The 24,239-nt window shown below is 36.8% G+C and carries 22 protein-coding genes; 6 read left to right on the plus strand and 16 right to left on the minus strand.

Features of this window, described 5'->3' with window-relative positions:
- The first annotated feature begins 26 nt into the window (after window positions 1-26).
- Window positions 27-467, plus strand: coding sequence for a hypothetical protein (locus tag AC0INN_RS19545; protein ID WP_273648505.1), 441 nt, complete (start codon window positions 27-29; stop codon window positions 465-467).
- Window positions 468-504: 37 nt separating this feature from the next.
- Here AC0INN_RS19545 and AC0INN_RS19550 read toward each other — a convergent pair whose 3' ends face one another.
- From AC0INN_RS19550 to AC0INN_RS19595, 10 genes are all read right to left on the minus strand, one after another.
- Window positions 505-1,305, minus strand: a complete 801-nt coding sequence (locus AC0INN_RS19550; protein ID WP_172279220.1) for a patatin-like phospholipase family protein — start codon at window positions 1,303-1,305, stop codon at window positions 505-507.
- Window positions 1,306-1,453: 148 nt separating this feature from the next.
- Entirely contained in the window at window positions 1,454-2,842 is a 1,389-nt protein-coding gene (lpdA, locus tag AC0INN_RS19555) for a dihydrolipoyl dehydrogenase (protein WP_273648506.1), read from the minus strand.
- Window positions 2,843-3,303: 461 nt separating this feature from the next.
- Window positions 3,304-3,564, minus strand: coding sequence for a hypothetical protein (locus AC0INN_RS19560; protein ID WP_273648507.1), 261 nt, complete (start codon window positions 3,562-3,564; stop codon window positions 3,304-3,306).
- Window positions 3,565-3,664: 100 nt separating this feature from the next.
- The gene (locus AC0INN_RS19565; RefSeq protein WP_172279226.1) at window positions 3,665-6,325 is read right to left on the minus strand and encodes a glycoside hydrolase family 3 N-terminal domain-containing protein; all 2,661 of its coding nucleotides are present in this window, start codon (window positions 6,323-6,325) and stop codon (window positions 3,665-3,667) included.
- The gene (locus AC0INN_RS19570; RefSeq protein WP_273648508.1) at window positions 6,325-7,866 is read right to left on the minus strand and encodes an alpha-L-fucosidase; all 1,542 of its coding nucleotides are present in this window, start codon (window positions 7,864-7,866) and stop codon (window positions 6,325-6,327) included. Before AC0INN_RS19570 ends, AC0INN_RS19565 begins: the two co-directional genes overlap by 1 nt.
- An 85-nt stretch (window positions 7,867-7,951) precedes the next feature.
- The gene (locus AC0INN_RS19575) at window positions 7,952-8,845 is read right to left on the minus strand and encodes a TIGR01777 family oxidoreductase (protein ID WP_172279228.1); all 894 of its coding nucleotides are present in this window, start codon (window positions 8,843-8,845) and stop codon (window positions 7,952-7,954) included.
- Window positions 8,846-8,886: 41 nt separating this feature from the next.
- Entirely contained in the window at window positions 8,887-9,591 is a 705-nt protein-coding gene (locus AC0INN_RS19580; protein WP_172279230.1) for a YqjF family protein, read from the minus strand.
- On the minus strand, window positions 9,572-10,036 hold the full coding sequence (locus AC0INN_RS19585; RefSeq protein WP_172279232.1) for an SRPBCC family protein: 465 nt from the start codon (window positions 10,034-10,036) through the stop codon (window positions 9,572-9,574). Before AC0INN_RS19585 ends, AC0INN_RS19580 begins: the two co-directional genes overlap by 20 nt.
- A complete protein-coding gene (locus tag AC0INN_RS19590) occupies window positions 10,029-10,841 on the minus strand; it encodes a DCC1-like thiol-disulfide oxidoreductase family protein (RefSeq protein ID WP_172279234.1) in 813 nt (270 codons plus the stop codon). Before AC0INN_RS19590 ends, AC0INN_RS19585 begins: the two co-directional genes overlap by 8 nt.
- Before the next feature lie 142 nt (window positions 10,842-10,983).
- Window positions 10,984-11,487, minus strand: coding sequence for a GbsR/MarR family transcriptional regulator (locus AC0INN_RS19595; RefSeq protein WP_172279236.1), 504 nt, complete (start codon window positions 11,485-11,487; stop codon window positions 10,984-10,986).
- Between the two features lie 206 nt (window positions 11,488-11,693).
- On the opposite strand from AC0INN_RS19595, the gene AC0INN_RS19600 reads away from it, so the two are divergent.
- Window positions 11,694-12,896: a C1 family peptidase gene (locus AC0INN_RS19600; protein ID WP_273648510.1), complete on the plus strand. Its 1,203-nt coding sequence runs from the start codon at window positions 11,694-11,696 to the stop codon at window positions 12,894-12,896.
- A 179-nt stretch (window positions 12,897-13,075) separates the two neighbouring features.
- Window positions 13,076-13,237, plus strand: coding sequence for a bacteriocin-like protein (locus AC0INN_RS19605; RefSeq protein WP_273648511.1), 162 nt, complete (start codon window positions 13,076-13,078; stop codon window positions 13,235-13,237).
- A gap of 138 nt (window positions 13,238-13,375) precedes the next feature.
- Here AC0INN_RS19605 and AC0INN_RS19610 read toward each other — a convergent pair whose 3' ends face one another.
- Window positions 13,376-15,808 (minus strand): alpha-ketoacid dehydrogenase subunit alpha/beta, encoded by a 2,433-nt coding sequence (locus AC0INN_RS19610; RefSeq protein ID WP_273648512.1) that lies wholly within the window; start codon window positions 15,806-15,808, stop codon window positions 13,376-13,378.
- 137 nt (window positions 15,809-15,945) lie between these two features.
- Between AC0INN_RS19610 and AC0INN_RS19615 the strand changes: the two genes are divergently transcribed.
- Window positions 15,946-16,239 carry a hypothetical protein gene (locus AC0INN_RS19615; protein WP_172279244.1) on the plus strand — a complete coding sequence of 98 codons (294 nt, stop codon included), beginning with the start codon at window positions 15,946-15,948 and terminating at the stop codon, window positions 16,237-16,239.
- Between the two features lie 212 nt (window positions 16,240-16,451).
- Here AC0INN_RS19615 and AC0INN_RS19620 read toward each other — a convergent pair whose 3' ends face one another.
- From AC0INN_RS19620 to queA, 5 genes are all read right to left on the minus strand, one after another.
- On the minus strand, window positions 16,452-17,429 hold the full coding sequence (locus tag AC0INN_RS19620) for a polyprenyl synthetase family protein (RefSeq protein WP_172279246.1): 978 nt from the start codon (window positions 17,427-17,429) through the stop codon (window positions 16,452-16,454).
- A gap of 74 nt (window positions 17,430-17,503) precedes the next feature.
- Window positions 17,504-18,382, minus strand: coding sequence for a hypothetical protein (locus tag AC0INN_RS19625; protein WP_306614697.1), 879 nt, complete (start codon window positions 18,380-18,382; stop codon window positions 17,504-17,506).
- A 130-nt stretch (window positions 18,383-18,512) separates the two neighbouring features.
- Window positions 18,513-19,439, minus strand: a complete 927-nt coding sequence (locus tag AC0INN_RS19630) for a sterol desaturase family protein (RefSeq protein ID WP_172279250.1) — start codon at window positions 19,437-19,439, stop codon at window positions 18,513-18,515.
- Window positions 19,440-19,514: 75 nt separating this feature from the next.
- Window positions 19,515-20,549, minus strand: coding sequence for a dual-specificity RNA methyltransferase RlmN (gene rlmN / locus AC0INN_RS19635; RefSeq protein WP_172279252.1), 1,035 nt, complete (start codon window positions 20,547-20,549; stop codon window positions 19,515-19,517).
- A gap of 100 nt (window positions 20,550-20,649) precedes the next feature.
- Window positions 20,650-21,699, minus strand: coding sequence for a tRNA preQ1(34) S-adenosylmethionine ribosyltransferase-isomerase QueA (gene queA, locus AC0INN_RS19640; RefSeq protein WP_172279254.1), 1,050 nt, complete (start codon window positions 21,697-21,699; stop codon window positions 20,650-20,652).
- 178 nt (window positions 21,700-21,877) lie between these two features.
- Here queA and AC0INN_RS19645 point away from each other — a divergent pair, with 178 nt between their 5' ends.
- The gene (locus AC0INN_RS19645; protein ID WP_172279256.1) at window positions 21,878-22,570 is read left to right on the plus strand and encodes an AIM24 family protein; all 693 of its coding nucleotides are present in this window, start codon (window positions 21,878-21,880) and stop codon (window positions 22,568-22,570) included.
- Between the two features lie 69 nt (window positions 22,571-22,639).
- Complete coding sequence (locus tag AC0INN_RS19650) at window positions 22,640-24,175, plus strand: M61 family metallopeptidase (RefSeq protein WP_273648514.1); 1,536 nt, start codon at window positions 22,640-22,642, stop codon at window positions 24,173-24,175.
- Window positions 24,176-24,239 lie beyond the last annotated feature (64 nt).

Genomic DNA, 24,239 nt, shown 5'->3' on the forward strand with positions numbered 1-24,239 from the left:
GTAATCTAATTTTAAAACCTATTGCCATGATCAGAACAATCTTAATGGGCACATTTATTATAGCATTAGCTTCTCCAGCTTATGCATACGCTGCTAATGAAAATCCGGTTATAAAAACTGAAAACAGTTCAGAATATATCCAGCAGGTTCCCAAAACCGTTATTATTAAAACAAAGAAATTTAAAATACGGATCGATCTTCAACCTAACGGAAAATACCTTTATCAGGCATGGGGAGCCAATTCAAAACTTACCTCAAAACCTAATATGATCATCAGTGACGGAGAGCTTGTTCCAGATGGTTCCGGAGGTAATTATTATTATGATTTCGTAAATAAAGGATTTCATTACCAGGTCTGGAGAAATTACCTCACCGATTCAGCAACGAAAGCACCCTATACGCTCGTTGTAAGTGATGAAAGTGGTAATACTGTGGTACAACAGGATGGAATCGTGGTAAAAAAGTAAAATAAAAACTCCCGCATTGGATGCGGGAGTTTTTATTTTATGTACCTAATTGTTTGATCTGGGTATAAAAATTACTCTCTGCAAAACTTTCTTTTGCCGAATTATAGCCTATATTGAAAATCTCTTCAAGACGATCCTTTTTCCTTTCAAAAGTTCCGTAATTGGAAAGATCCTGTGAGGTAATGAACCAATCACAATAATCGAACTTTCCTTTTTCTATTCTGTACGAAAGAAGGTCATAAGAGCGTGAAACAATAGCTTTAATGGATTTTAAATCTTTAATATCGATTTCATGGGGCGGAGATACAAAAACCCCGATCAGCTTATCACATTCCTCCCTGATGATATCTGCAGGAAAGTTATTTAATACTCCTCCATCACAATACATCTCTTCGCCGATGATATAAGGCGTTGTAATCCCGGGAATAGAACATGAGGCAATAATTGCATCTGTAACTTTAAAATTTTCATCAAAAATTTTCTGCGTCCCGGACACCAGTTCCGTAGCTACGATCTTAACCTCTTTATCCAGATCTTTCAGCTTCATATCCTGAAAAATGGGTCTTAAATAGTTGGTAAAAATAATGGAGGATACCAGCCCGGGCTGGTTGAATGTAAAATGCTTCCAGTTGAAAAAATAAACCGAATTGAAGAATTCCAGAATTTCTTCAGGTGTTTTACCGACTGCATACAGGCATCCTACGATAGAACCTGCACTGCAACAAGACAATACATCAATATCAATATTCTTCTCAATCAGGAATTTTAAAACTCCGGCATGTGCAATACCCTTGGTACCGCCACCTGATAAAACAAGCCCTACTTTCTCAAGATTCATAGAATAAAATTAAGAAAACAGGGCGAGAAAATCTGATTATTTTTTTGAAATATTCTAATTTTAAAATTATTTTAATAAATATTCCTGCATAAACTATATTGAAAAAGCCCAGAATAATCTGGGCTTTTAAATATTTCTGTATTATAGATTAAATGTGGATCACTTCTCCATAAGCTGCCGCAGCTGCTTCCATGATTGCTTCAGAAACAGTTGGGTGCGGGTGGATAGATTTAATGATCTCGTGCCCTGTTGTCTCTAATTTTCTTGCAACAACAGCTTCGGCAACCATATCAGTTACTCCGTCACCGATCATATGACATCCTAACCACTCTCCATATTTAGCATCGAAAATAACTTTGATGAAACCATCTGTATTTCCGTTTGCAGTTGCTTTACCACTTGCAGAAAGAGGGAATTTACCTACTTTGATTTCATATCCTTTTTCCTTAGCCTGCTTTTCTGTAAGACCTACAGAAGCAACTTCAGGGTGACAGTAAGTACATCCAGGAATATTGCCATAATCAATTTTCTCTACGTGCAATCCTTTGATCTTTTCAACACATGTAATTCCTTCTGCAGAAGCTACGTGTGCTAAGGCCTGAGTCGGGATAAGGTCACCGATGGCATAGTATCCGGGAACTGAAGTTTCGTACCACTCATTAACCAAAACTCTTCCTTTATCTGTCTGGATTCCTACTTCTTCCAATCCTATATTTTCGATATTGGCAGCAATACCAACCGCTGAAAGTAAAATATCAGCTTCCAGGGTAATGTTTCCATTAGCAGTTTTTACATTTGCTTTTACACCTTCCCCGTTGGTATCCACGCTTTCTACAGAAGCATTGGTCATAATCTCGATTCCTGATTTTTTCAAAGATTTCTCAAGATGTTTAGAGATCTCTTCATCTTCTACAGGAACAATGTTCGGCATAAACTCAACAATAGTCACTTTTGTTCCCATCGTGTTATAGAAATCGGCAAACTCTACTCCGATTGCACCTGAACCTACAACAATCATAGATTTTGGCTGCTCAGGAAGAGATAATGCCTGTCTGTATCCGATTACTTTTTTACCATCCTGTGGTAAATTTGGTAATTCTCTTGAACGTGCACCTGTTGCAATGATAATATGACTTCCTGCATATTCAGTCACTTTACCGTCTTTATCTGTAACAGATACTTTTTTATCTTTTAAAACTTTAGCCGTACCAAGGATAACATCGATCTTATTTTTTTTCATTAAGAACTCGATTCCTTTGCTCATTTTGTTGGCAACACCACGGCTTCTTTGAATTACGTTTGAAAATTCAAAACTTGGCTCTACTTTATTTAAACCATAATCTTCAGCATGATTAATATAATGAAAAACCTGAGCAGATTTCAATAAAGCTTTAGTTGGTATACATCCCCAGTTAAGGCAAATTCCACCTAAATTCTCTTTTTCGATAATTGCAGTTTTGAAACCCAACTGTGCCGCTCTAATCGCTGTAACATATCCACCAGGACCACTTCCGATGACAATAATATCGTAATTCATTAGCTTAAAATTTTTATGCGAATTTAAGGAAAAAATATGGGATGATTCACGTTTATGCAAATTCATCCAATAATGAATCATATAGAAAATTTCATTTGATTATAATTAATTAAAAACATAACACAACAAAATATTCATAACAAATATTATATTATACCAAAAATTTCACAATACAAAATCTTCTCCCGAAACAATTTCAATTTTAATAATCCTAAAAAATCCCTGTTATTTCAGCTTTTAAATAATCACCGGTACTTTCATAGTCTTAGCTAATTGGTGATTACAGGTTATAAGAAACAGGCAATAGAAATGCGTGCACTAGTTACTATCTTACAAAAGATTTGGAAGTTCCGTGCCGATTGGTTTAATTAATAACGATCCGATATACTGAGTTTTAAAATAACATAATAAAAAGAGCAGGTATTTCCTGCTCTTTTGAGTCGTATATAAATTCCGGAGTATTATAGTTTTTTCAGTAATTTTTTTTCAATCCTGTACTTCTCATCCAAAGCCTTTAACTGGTCTCTTTTCATCTTTTTGGTAGCCAGCGGATGGTTCAAAATAAGTTTCCTTTCCCGATTGTATTTTCTTTCCAGCTCTTGCGATTTCTTTTCTATCAATTCGGTTCTCGAAGGATGTGGCGGAGGTGCCGGGCGCCTCTGAGCCTGAACATTCATCGATAAACCTATTAATACTACTGTTGTTATAAAAAACTTGTTCATGACCTTTACTTTTATGAATGATTTTAATAAAAAAAATATAATTAATTAATTTCATTCAGGTTCGGAGTAAATATTACATATATCATACCACAATCTTAAATTACTGAACTTCAACATCCTGCTTTAAAGTCAGATTTTTGGAAGAGTTCCCAATCATAATACGGTAAGTCCCTTTTTCTACGATCCAGTTCATTTTCTCATCCAAAAACTTCAGATCTTTTACGGGAACTTCTATAGATACCTTCTTTAATTCTCCCGGTTTCAGATATACTTTCTGAAATCCTTTTAGTTCAAGAACAGGTCTGGAAACTGAAGCCAATTTATCTCTTACATAGAGTTGGACAACTTCGCTTCCACTCACCTTTCCGGTATTTTTAATAGTAACCTTCGCAATAATGGTATCGTTTGTGTGATATTGGGTCTTGTTCAATTGTAAATCCGAAATCTCAAAAGTCGTATAGCTCAATCCATATCCAAAGGGATACAATGGCTCGCCACTCAGGTCATAATAATCATTTCCCCTGCCGGTAGGATGATGGTTATACGTTAACGGAAGCTGCCCTTCTTCCTGTGGAAACGTAACCGGCAGTTTTCCGGATGGGTTTTCGTCCCCAAAAAGAACTTTTGCGATTGCATTTCCCCCTTGCTCTCCAGGATACCATACATCTAAAATAGCTCCGACCTCATCTTTCCACTTTGTTGTTTTTATTGCTGAACCTCCGACTAAGACCACGGTAGTCGGTTTACTTAACTTCGACACCTGATGAATAAAGTCTTCCTGATTTCCGGGAAGGGCTAAAGATGAGCGATCCTGAAACTCGCCTTCATGAATTCCTGCGGTGACAATAATATGATCTGCCGTTTTTGCCAGTTCCAAGGCTTCATTAAAATTCTTTTTCTGATCTTCTACACCATAATTCCATATCAGTTCTATATGAGCTTCGCCCCTGTTTTCTTTAAATTCGATCTGAAGATCATAACTTTTATTTTTAACAAAATCTATTTCTGTGGTTTGAGTGGAATAGCTTAGCTTTTCCCACTGATCTACAACCAGTTTGCCGTCCAGATATAATCTGAAACCATCATTTCCACGAAGGCCCAACCGATACTTGCCTGAATCCGGAGCTTTTAATTGCCCGGTCCAACGCACACTGTAATTATCCGGCTGAAGCTTTTCCACATCAGGAGAATACAAAGTCCATTGAAAATTAATCTGTTCATCCTGTCTTTCAAATGCAGGATTTCCTTTGAATTCACTATTTGAAAAATAAAATCCTTTCAAGCCCTTTTGATTTCCAAAAGATAAAAATTCAGCAGGAACAGTCAGTACATCTTTCACATTCCGCTCAATTCCTTTAGCATATACTACCTCAATCCCTTTCTTTGAGCAAAAGTTCTTAATGCCTTCCAATATACTCACCTTATGATTTCCCGGTCCTGAATACCCGCCTAATCTGGCTTCCGTCGCATCAGCACCTACTAAAAGGATTCTTTTTGCATTTGCGGAAACAGGGAGTGTGTTGTTTTTGTTCTGAAGCAAGACAAAAGACTCTATTGCAGCTTTTTCTGCAAGACTTGCATAATTAAGCTTTTTTAAGCCCTCAATATCTTTATCGGATATGTATGGATCGTCAAATAACCCGAGTTCGAATTTAGCCCTCAGTACCCGCGAAACAGCATCATCTATTCTCTCCTGAGATATTCTTCCGTCCAGGAATGATGGAATAAATAATCGGTAATGCTCGTAATCCGTCTGAAAAATTACGTCCAGACCTGCATTAATTGCCTGAGCTGAGGCATCCTCATAATCTTTTGCCGTAAAATGCAATACATTGGCACCACCAACTGCACTTGCATCACTGATTACAAATCCTTTAAAATTCCATTCTTTTTTCAATTTTTCTGATAACAACCAGTGGTTTGCTGTGGCAGGTCTTCCATCCAACAAATTATAAGAAGTCATTACAGATCTGCTTTTTCCCTCTGTAAATGCTTTAAAAAACGGAATAAGGTGGGTTTCTTCCAGATATCTTTTGCTCCAGTGGATAGGATAAGAATCTCTTCCTCCCTCCCCCACGTTCGCAAGAAAATGTTTAGGCGTTGTAATGATTCCTGTATTTTCGAATGAGCTTACAAAACCGGTTCCCATCACGGAGGTCAAAAACGGGTCTTCTCCATATGTCTCCTCTGTTCTGCCCCATCTCACATCACTGGCCAAATTAACTACAGGAGTTAAGATCTGACGGATTCCCCTCAGTTTCGATTCTTTTGCAATCGCCATGGAGACTTCCTTCATCAGCCCTTGATTAAAAGATGAAGATAAAGCAATGGCTTGTGGAAAGGCCGTAGCGCCTTCTCTCATTAAACCGTGTAAAGCTTCATCAAATGGAATAATCGGAATTCCCAATCTTGATTCTTCAATAAAATATTTCTGAATACTATTGATTTTTCTCGCCAGTCTCTCTGCATCCTCATCTGCATTATATTTTAGCATTTGTCCGGCTACACCATCTCCTTGATTGGTGGCACTCACCTGTAATCCAAAAATCCCATGCCGGTACTGATCTTTGGAAACATGATCCAGGTCTCCGGGAATCATAAAACACTGCCAGAACTTTTCTTCAGGCGTCATTCTTTTGAGCAGATCCTGAACCCTTAGCTCAACAGGTTGTTTTGAATCTTTATACAGTGGTTTTTGAGCGGAAACAAAGCTTAGACTTAATAGCAAAGCGATTCCTGGAAATCGAAAACGGAACTTCATTATTTCTGTAGTTGAATTACAGTTGAATATATGAGCTGTTTACGTTCTGAAGGCAGGTGCACCTCAATGCTGTTTCCTTTCTGCTTCCACTGTACCTTCGAATCAATACCCAGAATTTTCAGGGATTTAGGGGTAAAGTTTTCAGGGACTGAAAAACTCAGGTCAGAAGGAGCTGCATAACTTGTTTTTTCATCGGTATGGAATACATTCACCGTTTTTCCGTCTTTGCTCGTGGTGTAATAAAAGTCCCCTTCATGAAAAGGAGCCAAGGTTCTTGTTGCAAAAACAGCTGCCCCATTCTTATCCATCCAACCGGATATTTCTTTCAGCCTTTCATATACCACAGCATCATAATCCCCATTAGGACCGGGAGCAATATTCATCAGATAGTTTCCTCCTCTTGAAATGATTTTAATGAGGGTTTCAATGATCTTTTGGGAGGACTTATAATGATCATTAGGTACGTAAGAAAAAGAATCTCCCATGGTAATACAGCTTTCCCAGGGAATTGAAAGAGGCTGATCGGGCACTGCCTGTTCCGGAGTTACATAATTTTCCCATTTTCCGGGAACCGTACGGTCTACGATAATGATTCCCGGCTGGTTTTTCCGGGCCATATTACCAATCTTATCCATATCGATATCCTGTTCCACCTTAATGGTTTTTTGCCATTCTACAGCAGGATCAATTGTTTTAAAGGGGCGCACCCAGCCACCATCCAGCCACAGTATATCTATTTTACCATAATTTGAAGTAATCTCATTGAGCTGATTCCAGGTAAACTTCTTAAAGCGTTCCCATCTTTCCGGATATTTTTTAGGATCATAATTTACATTCCGGTCTTTTGGAGGAAAGTAAGGCCACCAATAATCATCGGAATGCCAGTCCGGTTTAGAAAAATAAGCTCCGATCTTAAATCCCTCTTTACGGAATGTGGTAAAAATTTCTTGTACAACATCTGCTTTGGGATTTTTAGAAAAAGGAGTTTTAGCAGACGTTATTTTGTAATCAGATTCTTTCGTATCAAACATGGAAAATCCATCATGGTGCTTCGTTGTAAAAACTACATATTTCATTCCCGCTTTTTTAGCTGCATCAGCCCACTTCCGGGGATTAAACTGAGTTGGATTGAATGTTGTCTGAAGATTTTCATAATTCTTCACATATTCATTATATGTTTCTCCGTGTTCAGGCTTACGCTGAGTCCACGATTCGTCTTCCGGGCATAGACTCCAGCTTTCTACAATTCCCCATTGGCTGTACGTTCCCCAATGCATAAAAAGTCCGAATTTAAGATCCTGCCATTCTTCCAGGTTTTTCACAACCAAAGGGTCCGTTGGCTTCTCATAGCCTTTTGAAACATTATGGGCCTGTGAAAGAAAGGTTGCCGATATGAAAAGTGATGAAAGAAAAAAGGTTTTAGTTTTTTGTGGAATCAGCATAAAAAAATACTTTTTGCTAATGTAATCATCCTGCTGTAAACTCGCAAAAATTACTTCCCTGTATGACTCCTGATGAGTAGCTTCAGAGCTTTTAAACATTCAGGGTTTTTAAAAATATTTTCTCCCCGCGGATGAAATTTCTGTTTTTAGCTTACTAAGACTAATCCTTTATGGGGTTTCAAACCTAGATAAGTTTCTGTAAAGCAGAATCAATATCAGGATAGAGGAATTGAAAGCCATTTTTCATCAGTATTTCCGGATATACATTTCTGCTTTTAAGTAATAATTCTGTTTCTGTATTGAGAAATACAGACGCCAGTTCCAGTTGCCACACAGGGGAATTAATTCCAAACGGAATTCGTAAACGTTTCCGTAGTTTTTTCATTAATTCTTCATTAGTTAAAGGCTGAGGAGCGGTCACATTAACACAACCTGAAATGTATTCATGATGTATGATCCATTCAATGGCACGACAAAAATCTTCAATATGAATCCAGCTAACATGCTGATTCCCTCTTCCCTGTCTTCCTCCTAACCCTAGTTTTGTAACCTGGCAAAGTTTTGGGAAAGCTCCTCCGTTTTTCCCCATTACTATAGAAGTACGTAACGCCACTTTCCTTATCTCATCATGATGCACGGCAAAGAATTCCTTTTCCCAGCTTTTACAGATATTCATCGAAAAATCATCTCCTATAACTCCGTTTTCTTCTGTATTCAGATTCTTTTCAGAGTGCACATAAATGGTTGCCGAACTTGCATTCAGCCATATTTTCGGTTTGTCAGTGCATTGGTCTACCGCTTTTTGAAGAACTCTTGTACTTTCAATTCTTGAGGAATAAATTTCTTTTTTGTTTTTATCATTATACCTGCAGTCAACAGATTTCCCCGTAAGATTGATCAGGACATCACAGCTCTCAAGCTTATGTGACCACTCGCCGATATGGGTTGCATCCCAATACATTTCGTGTTCATTTTTAGGATTTCTGGTTAAAATATAGACCTGATTTCCTTTCGCACGGAAATACTCTTTCAGGTTTTCACCAAGAAATCCTGTACCGCCTGCAATAATGATTTTCATAAATTTAGGGTTTTAGAGGGTTAATTATTCTGAACTCCGTTTCAGATAATATATTTTTTTATTTTTACTTTAATCTCGGAACCTTCTGCAAGCATTACAGACAGAGGATCCTGAATGTTCAAAAATTTAAAATCTTTTCCGTAGATTCTTTCAAAATCTATCTTCAACTGATGATCTTTTACCAGATAATATTTCCATTGAGGGTGGCAAACTTCATACTCGGAAGTCTTGTTATCATTTTTTGTAAATCCGTAATAGTGTTCGGTAATGAACTCAAATTCAGAATCAGATTCCATAGGAAGTGCCTGAAGATCTGCAGTAATTTCCATAGAATGCCATGTTTTATCTTTCCATGAATATGTAACCAACATTTCGTGTTCCTTTTTTGCTATTGCGTTTTTCATCGGCAGCGTTTTATAATTTTCATTATAGATAGCATTTGCAATAAAGCTTAAGGCCGGTTTCGGAACAATCTCTTTAATAAAGACCACTCCTCTTTTCCATGCATTATTTTCTCTTTTTTTCACATAAAACCTAAGGTTAACTTCCTCAAAGTTGCGGTGAAAAGGGATGCGTAAACCGAGTAATCTGGTATTTAAAAACATAAATCCGACAAGACTTATATAGCATTTCCCTTTATAGAAATCAAGTTCTGTACCTTCAGGAAGATATTTTATCAGTATTTCAGGATCTATTTCATAATTGATGATCGCCAGTTTGCGCCATTCAGCCTTTAAAAAGTTCATAATTCTGCATTTTTTTGATGATTTCATTTCTTTTTACTAAAAAATCTTTGAGGTAATTTTTAAGAAAAAAATAATTAAACAGCATACCGATCATTCCCAAAGGAGATTCAAATTCGAAAATATCGGTCATGATCGTGTAATTTCCTTCCTGTTTGAAAAGGTGCTGATGCTTTAATGATTTAAAAGTTCCTTTCAGCATAACATCAGTAAACTCCAGAGGCTTTTCCATACTGATTATTTTTGAAGTGTGCGTCTGATATATTCCCAGATGCTTTGCACGCCATGTTACCGTTTCATTCAGTTCAATAAGTCCGTGCATACGTCCGGCAATAGCTTTCTCCTCTGTACCGGATGTTGATTGCTGATGCAGATCAATATCCCTTGATAGATCAAAAACTTTACAGATGTCTGCCTTAATGATTGTTTTTAAATAAATTCTAGACATAGTAATACAATAAAGTGATCAAGACAATAGTTCTGTAAATAATCCAACTTATGGACGGAATAAAATTCAATTCCAATATTTTGCAACGTCTTATGTGCTCTAGAAGCATCATGAAAACCACAATTCCAAAGTAAAAAATATAAAATAGAGAATTGAATTCTGTAAAGAGAGCAGGCAATAAAAGCAGGGTCCCGATCAGGGAAACAGTCATCATATTTCCGATATAATCCCATATTTTATCTTTCAGGTAGGCCTTTAAAAAAACAGTTTGCCAAGCGATCTGCCCTAAACAAATGGCCAATTCCCTTAAAAAATTCCGGCTAAAACCTAATCCCGTTTTTGTAACAAATACACTTAAAATACAGGAGGAAAAAATCACCACAAACAGGATGTATCCGATCCTGTACTTCATGTTAAAATCGGGAACACATGACTCTTCTGTATAAGGTTTAGATGATGGAATAATCTGTTTTCTGTTATATGACACAAAAGAATATAATTTTCTGAAAAACCAGTAAAAAGGTTGTATTCTCGCTATCTTCTCCAATACCGGAAATGAGTTTCCAATAATAGCAAGCAGGCTGTCCAGACCGTATATCACTTCATTTGTGCTATGATCAATCAACGCAATTTCATTTTTTGCCCGCTTATAATCAATAACCGATCTGCTCTTAACACTCAATTCACTAAAAGCCTCTCTCCCATTTTCATCAAGCATTCCACATTGTATAAAACCTTTAGAGTAAATATTACACATAGGACATTCATTGTCGTAGATGAGGGTCTGGTTCTTTAGAGTTTTCATATCCTTAATTTTAAAATGATTTTCTTTTCGAGAAGTACAAAATCAAAAACAAATGAATGATTAAATTTTTCATAATTATTATATTTTCAATAATTTTTGAAAGTTTATTTGAAATAAAAAAGGAACACTGTCCTTTTTAGCCTTATTTTAATAGATTCGTGATCTTTCCTACCAGCCAATGATCATCACTTTTGATCGCGAGATCCATAATATTATTAATCTTCCCCGTAACCGAACTAAAATCTTCCATCAACTTAATAAACTCTTTGGCTTCATCAGAATCACGGTCTTCAATATTCTTTAATTCTTCTAAAAAAGAAATTACCGGTTCGATTTCCCTTTTTCTTCTTTCTTTTGTGATTTGCTTAAACAGAAACCACACATCTTTTTCAGCAATGAAATACTCTTTCCGGTCTCCTTTTACAAATTCCTTTTTTACAATTCCCCAGTCCATCAGAGCCCGTAAATTCATATTGGCATTTCCTCTTGAAATTTCAAGCTGCTCCATTACCTCATCTGTTGATAATGGCTTTCCACTTGCCAAAAGCAATGCATGAACCTGTGCCATTGTCCGGTTAATCCCCCAATTGGTAGCAAATGTTCCCCACGTCTGAATATATTTTTCCTTCGCCTCTGAAAGTTGCATATTGATCTCTTTTTGAATTTCTATTACAAATGTAATAATAATTTTCGAACTTTCAATAATTTTTGAAAATTAAATTTAAAGTTTTTATATTATGGTAACATAGAATTCCTGCTTTTTCACCCAAATAACTCCAATTTAAAATTTAACCTTTTCCTTTGTAACAAATCTTGTATTACAACGACTATTCAATAATAATCTTTTTAGTAATGAAATATAACAAAATTGCCTCATTACTTTTTGTTTTGTCTGCAGGAAGTATGATGTTCGCACAGGATGACTTGATCAACAAGTTGAAAAACAATCAATCCCAAAATGCTAACTTTAAATTTACGACTCTTAAAGATGTTGGTGCTACTTCAGTAAAAAACCAGGGATCTTCAGGAACGTGCTGGAGCTACTCGGGGAACTCTTTTCTTGAGTCTGAAATGCAGCGTATGGGTAAAAAACCTGTAGACCTGGCAGAAATCTTTACCGCAAGAAACTCTTACCATGACAAAGCAAAATTATATGTTTTAAATAACGGAGCTATCAGTTGGGGAGACGGAGGTGAATTGCACGATGTAATCAATATGTACAAAAAGTACGGTGCAGTTCCTCAGGAAGTGTATACAGGATTGAAAGCCGGACAAACCACCAACAACTTCAAGGAAATGCAGGGTAAATTAAAGACTGTATTAGATAGTTTGGTTCAGGCTTCATCTAAAGGAAAACTTTCCGACAACTGGATGTCTTCTGTGGATGTTATTCTGGATGAGTACCTTGGAAAAGTTCCGACTAACTTTACATATGAGGGGAAATCCTACACTCCGAAAACATTTGCTAAGGAGGTCGTAGGAATCAATCCTGAAGATTATGTAGAATTATCTTCTTACAAAGATTATCCTTATTTCCAGAAATTTGTAAACCCGATTCCTGATAACTGGAGCCATGATTCTGACTGGAATATTCCGATGACAGATATGACTGCAATTGTTGACAATGCAATTTCAAAAGGATATTCTGTAGGTTGGGCAACAGATGTATCTGAACCTTATTTTTCATATAAAAACGGAGTGGCCTATGTTCCGGATGTAGATCTTGACCAGATCACTCCTGAAGTAAAAAAAGAATTGTTTACAGAGCCTAAAAAAGACAAAGCGATCACAGAAGATATGCGTCAGAAAGCTCTTAACAACCTTTCAACCACGGATGACCATGGTATGCATATCGTAGGTTTAGCAAAAGATCAAAGCGGAAAAGAATATTATATGGTAAAGAACTCATGGGGTGTTACCAATGATTTTGAAGGATATATCTATGTAACAAGACCATACGTTGAATATAAGTCAACTGCTATTCTTGTACATAAGAATGCCATTCCAAAAAATATTTTAAGACAATTAAAACCTACCAAAAACATCGGTTTATAATTAACAAAATCACTTTGTCATTTGATGACAATTTTAAATATTTACTCGGTTAAAAAACAGCTTCTGTAAACCAGAAGCTGTTTTATTTTATGTATAAGAATTATTTGATTAGTCATAAATCCAATAAGAGTGAAACCAAAACTGTTATATTTGTAATCTAATCAACAAATTAAAGCAATATGAAAAATTCAAAAAAATTATCCAAATCTGAATTAAAAAGAATTAGTGGTGGAAATCCACCGGACTGCGCAGAAGGAATAGCTTGTTATCATCGTCCCAAAAACGGATTTCCGGGTTACTGGACATGTAATGCAGGATCAAGCAGTTGTCCTGAAGATTAATTGATTCTACAGCCAAAATCCCCAAATTTTCCGGGGATTTTTTGTATAATAAATTTCTGAATTAAAATTAAATGAAATCAATAATGCAAAAAAAAGCTTCCGGGTTACCCGGAAGCTTTTTTGTATATTTTTTTGTCCTTAGAATATCGCCGGATATTTTTGAGGATTGGTTTCATTAAACATCGCATAGATCTTTTCTACCATATCATCTGCAGAAGGTTTGCTGAAATAATCTCCATCACTTGCATAAGCAGGACGGTGGTCATTTGCGGCAATTGTTAAAGGATCAGAATCAAGATATCTGAAAGCTTTTTGCTTCTCCAAAATCTGCTGAAGAATAAATGCTGAAGTTCCTCCTTCCACATCTTCATCGATCACCACTAATCTGTTGGTTTTCTTCACACTCTCAGCAATTTCGTTTGTTAAATCAAAAGGAATTAAAGACTGAACATCAATAACCTCTGAAGAAATTCCTAATTTCTCCAGCTCTTCTGCTGCCTCCATTACAATTCTCCATGTAGACCCATAGGTTACTAACGTTACATCCTTTCCTTCTTTCGTTACTTCAATCTTCCCGACAGGAACAGTAAACTCTCCCAGGTTATCAGGCTGCTTCTCTTTTAAACGGTATCCGTTCAGACACTCAACAATTACTGCCGGATCATCACTCTGAAGCATTGTATTATAGAATCCTGCAGCTTTTGTAAGGTTTCTTGGTACTAGTACCAGAATCCCTTTTGAAAGATTAAGAATTCCTGCCATCGGAGAACCTGAATGCCATACCCCTTCTAATCTGTGCCCTCTTGTTCTGATAATTACGGGTGCTTTCTGCCCTCCTTTTGTTCTGTACTGAACTGTTGCCAGATCATCACTCATTCCCTGCAGGCAGTATAGGATATAGTCTAAATACTGGATCTCGGCAATTGGTCTCAGACCTCTCATTGCCATACCGATTCCCTGGCCTAAAATAGTCGCTTCACGGATTCCCGTATCTGCAACACGAACTTCACCATATTTCTCCTGCATTCCTTCAAGTCCCTGGTTTACATCACCGATGTTTCCGGCATCTTCTCCAAATACAAGGGTTTCAGGATATTTTTCAAAAATTTTATCAAAGTTGTTTCTTACCACTACTCTTCCATCCACATCTTCTGAGCTGTCTGAATATACAGGCTTGATCTCTTTAACGTTTTCGGCCTTCCACTGAGACTGAGAATACAGATGAGAAGAATAGTTGTCTTTTTCTACTTCCAGGATCTCATTGTACTTCTGTATTAGCTGGTTTCTTTCAGGAGTATTGGTTCCTCTTGTTGCCAGTAAAGACATTCTTACCAAGTGGAAAATATCTTTTTTAGCTTTTGAGACTAATTTATTAAAATGAGTAATGTAATTTTCTATTTCTGCATTTTGACCTTTAAGGTTTTCCACCAAAGGTAAAACTGCTTTTGACAGGTCTGAAATGGTTTTCTGATAGTTTTCCCAAGCCAGTTTCTGTCCGGCTTTTACTGTCTTTTTAGCCTCGTCATCGATAGCATCCAGTTCTTCTGCGGTTGCAATCACCTCTTCTTTACCTTCAATTTCAATGGAATAGTTGAGAATCCACTCTCTGAACTTGACCAACCCGTCAAAATCTGCTTCCCATGAAAGACGTTCTTCATTCTTATATCTTTCGTGAGATCCTGAAGTAGAGTGCCCTTGTGGTTGCGTAACTTCAATGACGTGAACAACTACAGGAACACTTTCAGTTCTTGCAAAATGTTCAGCTCTTGCGTAGGCATCCAATAATGCAGGATAATCCCATGCTTTTACCTGAATGATCTCGCATCCCTGGTTTTCTCCTTCTTTTCTCTGGAAACCACTTAGCATTTCAGAGATATCCGCCTTTGCTCTCTGGTTTTTAGTAGGAACAGAAATCCCGTACCCATCATCCCAGATCGAAACGATCATCGGAACCTGAAGTGCACAAGCCGCATTCAGAGTTTCCCAAAAATGGCCTTCTGCTGTGGAAGCATCGCCAATTGTTCCGAAAGCTATTTCATTTCCATTGTTTGAAAACTTTTCAGAACCTTCAAATTGTACTGATTTATATATTTTAGAAGCCTGAGCTAACCCTAATAATCTAGGCATTTGTCCTGCTGTAGGAGAAATATCAGAAGAAATATTTTTTTGAGCCATAAGGTTTTTCCAGCTCCCGTCCTCATGTAAGCTTCTCGTTGCGAAATGCCCGTTCATCTGTCTTCCTGCTGATGCCGGCTCTCTTTCTACGCTGGTATCTGCATATAGCTGTGCAAAAAAGCTTTCAACCGTTAACGCATTGACGGACAAAGCAAAGGTCTGATCCCTGTAATATCCTGAACGGAAGTCGCCATTTCTGAAAACTTTCGCCATTGCCAGCTGTGGTAATTCTTTACCGTCACCGAAGATCCCGAATTTAGCTTTTCCTGTAAGAACTTCTCTTCTCCCCAGGTAAGACATTTCACGAGAGATTCTCCCTAATTTATAGTCTTCAAGTATTTGATTTTTAAAATCTTGAAAGGAAATCTTCTGTGTTTCAATATAGGTTGTTTGCATAGCCAAATATAAAAATTTTTAGTTCTAGAAGTATTTTGCTAATATACACTTTTTAAATTAATTTTAATTTTTAATAATCTTTTTTAAAAATTTGATAATAAGGCAAATTGTGTTTTATTTTAAATAAATTTGTATAAATGGAAAAAAAATCACCTCATATATTAAATGCATCCAGCAATCTTTTAGGATTTTCTCTGATTATAATCACTTCATTGAAAATCACTAAAATCAGTGGTAGTACGTATCTGGACGAATTTGCAGGTGTTGCTTGTATACTTTTTGCCTGCAGTTGTTTTTTTTCATTTCTGGCTATCAGAACGAAGAATGAAAAAAGAGAAACCAAGTTTGAGAACATTGCGGATTATTTATTTTTAATTGCTTTATTCTGCATAGTCCTGGCAGTTATCATCGTAACCATAAGAATAATGTAATCATTTATCCCGAATTGAAAGATAAACATTAAGTAGAGTTGAATATAAATGAATATTTAGGCCATATAATCAAATTCACTTTATTTTAAGATAATCTGATTATAAAAGCATTTATAGAATTTCCCAACGGATGGCAATTACAGAGAACTATAACAGGAAAAACCGCTTTAAGGATTAATTATTTACGGGAGATAAAAAAAGTACCGGCACTTTTAGAATTTTCTTTCGATCACATAATCCAGCATGCTGTGGAGTGATCTTTTAGCATCTGAATCGGGGAATTCATTAAGCAGGTCTTTTGCTTTTTGCTGGAAATCTTTCATTACACTGATAGCATAATCCAGCCCACCTGAGCTCTTAACAAAAGCGATAAGCTCTTTTACACGCTTCTGATCATTATTATAGCGTTTGATCGTATTGAGATAGTATTTTCTGTCTTTTTCACTTGCTATTGTAAGGGTATGGATCAAAGGAAGTGTCATTTTCTGTTCCTTAATATCAATCCCCACCGGTTTCCCGATAACATTTGAACTTAGATAATCGAACAGGTCATCTTTAATCTGAAAAGCCATTCCGGTATAAGTTCCAAAGTCCTGCATTCTTTTTGCAAGCTTTTCATCAGCGTTATTTGACAAAACACCTATTTCGCAACATGCGGCAATCAGGGTTGCTGTTTTCTGACGGATAATTTCATAATAAACATCTTCAGTAATATCAAGCTTTCTGGCTTTTTCCAATTGAAGAAGCTCTCCTTCAGACATTTCCCTGATGGTCCTTGAAATAACAGAAAGTAAATCATAATCTTTATGGTCGGTAGACAACAGAACTGATTTCGATAAGAGATAATCCCCAACCAATACTGCAATTTTATTCTTCCATAAAGCATTAATAGAGAAAAAATTCCTTCTTTTAAAACTTTCATCCACTACATCATCATGGACCAATGTTGCGGTATGGATCAACTCTATCATCGAGGCTCCGCGATAGGTCTTTTCTGTAACTTCACCTACCAACTTTGCGCAAAGAAATACAAACATAGGACGCATCTGCTTCCCCTTGGTCGTAACAATGAAACGTGTCACTTTATCCAGTAAAGGAACTTTACTTTGCATAGATTCATAAAACTTTTGTTCGAAAAGTTTCATTTCTTCATTGATCGGTTGCTTGATTTCTTCTACGATGTTTGCCACAATCTGTGAGTGATGGATAAATAATAATTAATATTCACAAAGATAATTTTTTTCAGGCAATTTTAGTAGAAAATTCAATCTTTGAATTCTTCTTTTGGAATAAAATACAGACTCTGCTTTACAGTTCCGAGTGGATAACGGAATTTCTCCCCGGAAATATAGACTCCTTTTTCATCTACGGCAATTCCTTCGATCTGCCCGATTGAGGTGGCACTTCCCAGATAATAGTGCTTTAATCTCTCTTTAAAAAAGATTCCCGGTTCAGTTTCATTAAAAATATCAAGGAAAACTTCTGTTTTTTTGGTGTATCCAACCAAATAGAGTTTATGATCAAAATAAGCAGCATCGGTTACTACAAAATCTGTTTTATAAGTTTCTATTTTTTCGGCTTTCTGCAATTCATCCGCTTTTGGATCGATGGTATAATGTGAGGTTGCTTTTGCGGACCATTCTTTGGTAAAAATATGCAGTTTACCATTCAAATAAATCATAGCTTCCGCATCGAAATCATTATTGGTGTTTTTGGGGACAAATTCTTTTTGTTCAGGATAATAAAAAGAAAGGGTTCTAATAGAGTCATTTCCCATCCTGCCATTAGAAAAAGGAACTTTATAAATTTCAAGGTCTTTTCTTGTTCCTGTATTATTTCCAAAATCTCCGATATAGAAATGAGAGTCATCATGAGTAAGCGCTTCCCAATCTTTATTTTTAGCTTTAATTTTCAGGATACTCAACACCTTTCCTGAGTCCTTGTCTATTTCAAAAAGCTCCGGGCTATTACCACTATCATTAAAAGTATAAAGTTGACCATTAAAGAAATCCAATCCCGATGTTTCTTTAACCTCATCTTCTAAAAAGGCTGTTCTGTACCTTTTTATTTTAAGAAAATCTGTCTGTTGGGAAAATGAAGTCTGAAAAAACAGAAATACAAAGATGAGGATAACCTTTTTCATTGAATAAAAATACTAATTTACCGGTTTAGCATAGCAAAATTGATGCTGTAAACGATGCACTTATCATATTGCTAAAATAAAACGGGCTTTTGGGCCCGTTTTACTGATTAAAAAAGTTGTTTGAAAAAATTTATGCTGACTTTTTATGTTGTTTGCGGATTTTCCTTGCAAAGTAATCTTTCTGATATTGCCTTACCGTCTTTCCTGTACCGTCATGTCTCCAGCCGGGAGAATTGAAAATATAATTGATCCTGTCTGAGAATTTCAATCCCGGTTGTTTGATATCTTTCCATATTTTTCGCCATTCATAGAACAGCACCGTATCAGGTCTGTCATCGGGCATTTTAGGGTATATCCCGTATTTCACAGGAATATTCGGATCCTCTTTTTCAAAAGTTCCGAACATTTTATCCCAGATGATCAGGCACATTCCCATATTTCTATCGAGATATTTGATGTTGCATGCATGATGTACACGGTGATGGGATGGAGTCACCAGAATATGTTCCAGGAAACCCATCTTTTTTACCGTTTGCGTATGAACCCATGTTCCATATACCTGTCCGATAGCGTACACTACCATAATATGCCATGGATTGAATCCTAAAAAGGCAAGCGGAGAAAAATAGAGGTACCGGTACAACGGTTGTAAAACAGGACTCCTGAATCCCGTTGTCAGGTTAAAGTATTCGGAATTGTGGTGGGTAATATGAACTGCCCAGAAAGCCCTGGAATGATGATCTACATAATGAAGCACATAATATGCAAAATCCGTGATAACAAAGCAGATCAGCCAGTACCAGATGGTGAAATCCCAAGAGAAAAGACGGTGATTGTAAAAGAAAAACATCACCCCCATTGCAAAAACCTTCATTACCAGATCCAAACCAAAATTCAGAAGAGCTAAAAAAACGCTTGTTGCTACATCTTTTTTATTATATAGTTTAGCCTCAGAAACGTGGCTATAAATCATTTCAGCTAAAATTACGGTGGCATGAAAGGGAATTGCCCAGGCATAGACATTTTCTAGTCCATCTTCGCCCAAAAAGTAATTCATCGTTACTAATTTTTGTACAAAGGTAGGACATTCTGAAAATCAGAGTCCCATTTTAGATAATTTTTTAAGGAAATTTTAATCGGTCGTCTTATTGGCCAATTGTCCGCATGCGGCATCAATATCTCCACCTCTGCTTTTTCTGATCATTACTGTAATACCCGCATTTTCAAGCTGACGAACATAATTTTCTTCTGCCTGTTTATTGCACTGGTCATATTTACCATCACCGATCGGATTGTACTGGATAAGATTAACTTTGGAAGGAACCTGCTTGCAATATTTGATCAGCGCTTTGATATCTTCATCACCATCATTAATGCCTTTCCACACACAATATTCAAAAGTGATCACGTTGCCGGTCTTTTTGTACCAGTATTGAAGAGCCTCCATAATATCAGTTAAAGGAAACTTATCTGAAAAAGGCATGATTTCGTTTCTCTTGGATTCTATCGCAGAGTGAAGCGATAATGCCAGTTTTACCCTAAGGTCATCATCAGCAAGCATCTTGATCATCTTTGGAATCCCGGAAGTAGAAACCGTAATTCTCCTTGGAGACATCCCCAAGCCTTCAGGCTGGGTAATTTTCCGGATCGCTTCTACCACATTTTTGTAATTCATCATTGGCTCTCCCATTCCCATAAAAACGATATTGGTAAGAGGGCGGTCGAAATACATTTTGCTTTGACTGTCAATAAGTGCAACCTGATCCACGATCTCGGCGACTTCAAGATTTCGCATTCTTTTTAGTCTTGCGGTAGCACAGAATTCACAGTTTAACGAACATCCTACCTGTGAGGAAACACAAGCGGTAGTTCTTGTTTCAGTAGGAATCAGAACAGATTCTACCATAAGACCATCGTGAAGTTTCACCCCATTTTTAATGGTTCCGTCCTTACTTTTCTGAAGCAGGTCCACAGATACCGGATTGATGGTATATTCTGCTGAAATTCTGTCACGAAGCTGTTTTGAAAGATTGGTCATCTCATCAATAGAATGGAGGTTTTTACTCCACAACCAGTCATAAACCTGTTTCGCGCGAAATGGTTTTTCTCCTAAAGTCAAAAAGTAGTCTTTAAGCTGGTCCAGTGATAAAGTTCGAATATCTTTCAAAATAGAGTTGAGTATAGATTTTAAATTATAAATTTTAGATTAAAATCCTCAAACGAAGTTAGGACTTAATCTAAAATTTACAATCTATCATTTAAAATTATTATAAAATAAGCATTGCGTCCCCGTAAGAATAGAACTTATACTTTTCTTTTACGGCTTCTTCATATGCATGCATTACAAAATCTCTTCCAGCAAATGCCGCAATCATCATAATTAATGTAGATTTTGGAGTGTGGAAGTTTGTAATCATTGAGTTGGCTACTCCGAATTCATGAGGCGGATAGATGAATTTATTTGTCCAACCGTTGAATGCAGAGATTTTTTTGTTGGAAGAAACAGAAGTTTCCAATGCTCTCATTGTTGTAGTTCCTACAGCACATACTCTTCTGTGTCCTTCTACTGCCCTGTTGATGATTGCAGCATTTTTCTCATCAATGATGATTTCTTCAGATTCCATTTTGTGCTTGGAAAGATCTTCAACCTCGATCGGATTAAATGTTCCCAGACCTACGTGAAGAGTTACTTCTGCAAAATCGATTCCTTTGATCTCCAATCTCTTCATCAGATGTTTGGAGAAGTGTAATCCTGCAGTCGGTGCTGCTACTGCTCCTTCTACTTTTGCATAGATCGTCTGGTATCTTTCAGCATCTTCAGGCTCTACAGCTCTTTTGATATATTTTGGAAGCGGAGTTTCTCCTAATTCTTTTAATTTTGTTCTGAACTCTTCATAAGAACCATCGAATAAGAATCTTAAAGTTCTTCCTCTTGAAGTGGTATTATCGATAACCTCAGCTACCAAAGATTCATCTTCTGTAAAGAACAATTTGTTTCCAATTCTGATTTTTCTTGCAGGATCTACCAATACGTCCCAAACACGTGTTTCTTTATCAAGCTCTCTTAAAAGGAATACCTCAATCTTAGCACCTGTCTTTTCTTTATTTCCATAAAGACGCGCAGGGAAAACTTTAGTATTATTGAAAATAAACAAGTCCTTCTCATCGAAATAATCCACTACATCTTTAAACAACTTGTGTTCTATAGTTTCGGTTTTTCTGTTAAGAACCATAAGTCTAGCATCATCTCTATGCTCGGACGGGTGTTCTGCCAATAGTTCATCAGGAAGGTCAAAATTAAAATCGGATGTTTTCATTTTTTTAAATTACGGTTTAAAAATTATTGAAATTACTGGTGTAATTTTCGGTGTGCAAATATACGACATTGAACACCCCTTTGTCAAGCTTTATTTGATAAAGCTGTCAAATGGTTAATAATTACTATGTATTTTGGTCTGAAAAAGATGTAATTTGGTCGCACAAAATTGATTAATTATGAGCAAATATTCGTTAGAATCATTCATTAAAGAAACCAAAGAAAATCCTGAAGAGCGGGACTATTTTGAACTTGAAAAGCCTCAGCTTTTAGAGATAAACCTTACCAATCAATCGGTTTGGACTAAAAGGGGAAGTATGGTGGGCTACATCGGAAATATAAATTTTGAAAGGCAAGGCATGCTTGCAGGAGGTATCGGAAATCTTCTGAAAAAAGCAATCAGTGGTGAAGGTACGAGATTAATGAAGGCAGAAGGCACAGGAAAACTGTATGTGGCTGATTCAGGAAAAAAAGTACGTATCCTTTACCTGAATAATGAAGCATTGTGTGTGAACGGCAACGATGTCCTGGCCCATGAACAAAGTATAAAAAGTGATATTACCATGCTTAAAAGTATTGCAGGAATGCTGTCGGGCGGATTATTTCAGGTAAAACTTTCCGGAACGGGACATGTGGCTATTACAACCCACGGAGAACCTTTAACGCTTATGGTAACTCCTGAAAACCCTGTTTTCACAGATCCTAATGCCACAGTTGCATGGTCCGGGAACTTAACTCCTGAACTTAAAACGAATGTTTCTTTTAAAAGCCTTATGGGTAGAGGAAGTGGTGAAGAATTTCAGATGAAGTTTTCAGGAAACGGATGGGTTCTTATCCAGCCCTATGAAGAAGTATATGCAATAGAAAAATAATAATACCTATAATGGGCTATTAACAAAATTAACTTCATATTTTTATTAAGCTTTAAAGCCGAAAATAAAATGAAAAATCTTTTAAAAATATTTTTTGCACTGATTCTTCTTCCCAATTTGGCAACTGCCCAATCGTCAAAGAAAAACTATCAATACAATATCGATCTTATTCATACGGATAATGACCAGGTGACGGTTTCTTTTACTCCACCCAAAAATAAGCTGGAAAAAGGTAAGTTTATTATACCCAAACTCGTTCCCGGATTTTATCAGCCCCTGAATTTCGGGCAATATGTTTCCGATGTTACAGCAATCGATAAAAAAGGGAAAAAAGTGGTTACGGAACGCTTAGATACCAACAGCTGGTTAATCCACGATCTCAGGCATGTAAAAAAGATATCCTATCGTGTTGCCGATGGCTGGGATTCCCTAAAGGAGCATACAGAAGGAGCAAAGTCAGCAGGAAGTACTTTTAAAAAAGACAGTGTTTTTGTGATCAATTATAATTCATTGGTAGGTTACTTTGAGGAAATAAAGGATAAACCATATGAAATCAGCATTAAGAAAAATAAAGATTTTTATGCTTCTTCTGCGTTGGATTATGAAAGAAAAAATGACAGTACAGACATCGTCCGGGCAAAAGATTACAGAAGCCTCGTAGATTCTCCTGTACTGTATTGCGTTCCTGATACGACCTGGTTAAAAATAGGTACCACTGAGGTGCTTGTATCATTTTACAATAAAAAGGAACGGCATTATTCCAAAAAAATAGCAGATCATATAAAGACGATTTTAGAAAATCAACAGGCCTACCTGGGTGGAAAATTGCCTGTCGAAAAGTATGCTTTTCTGATTTATTACGAATCTTCAGATAAAAAAGGGTTTATGGGAGATGGCCTCGAACACTCCAGGTCGACCGTATGTCTTTATCTTTCCGGGAATATCGGCTATCTGCCGGATGCATTGGACAGGGTTGCCTCCCATGAGTTTTTCCACATTATCACTCCGCTTCATATTCATTCAGGAGAAATCCAGCATTATGGTTTCTTAAATCCTTCGATGTCGAAACATCTCTGGCTGTATGAAGGTATGACGGAATACGCAACGATACACATGCCCATAAAGCAAAAGATGATCGGTATTCCTGAATTCGAAAAAAAGCTGGAAGAAAAGATAGCCGGTATGAAGGAGTTTGATCCTCATTTGTCCTTTACCGATCTGAGTAAAAACGCTATGGAAAAACAGGACCAGTACATGAACGTTTATCAGAAAGGCCCATTAATCGGGTTATGCCTGGACATCAGATTGCGTGAGCTTTCGGGTGGAAAAACGGGAACCCAGGATCTGATGCAACGCCTTATGCAAAAATATGGAGAGGATCGCTATTTCAATGACAATGATTTATTTGATGAAATTACAAAAATGACTTTTCCGGAAATCCGGGATTTTTTCAGGGATTATGTAGAAGGAACAAAACCACTTCCCTTAAAAGAATACCTTGCCAAAGCCGGTTTTGCCTATGATGACACTACGGGAAAGGTTACCGCCTTAGCTCATCCTGATCCGAAGCAAATTGCATTGAGAAAAGCCTGGATCGGCCAATAAGTTGTATGTAGGTAGCTCACTGAAAATACTTTTCCTCATGGATTAAAAATATTGAGTTTCAAAA

The sequence above is a fragment of the Chryseobacterium subflavum genome, from assembly GCF_055762745.1.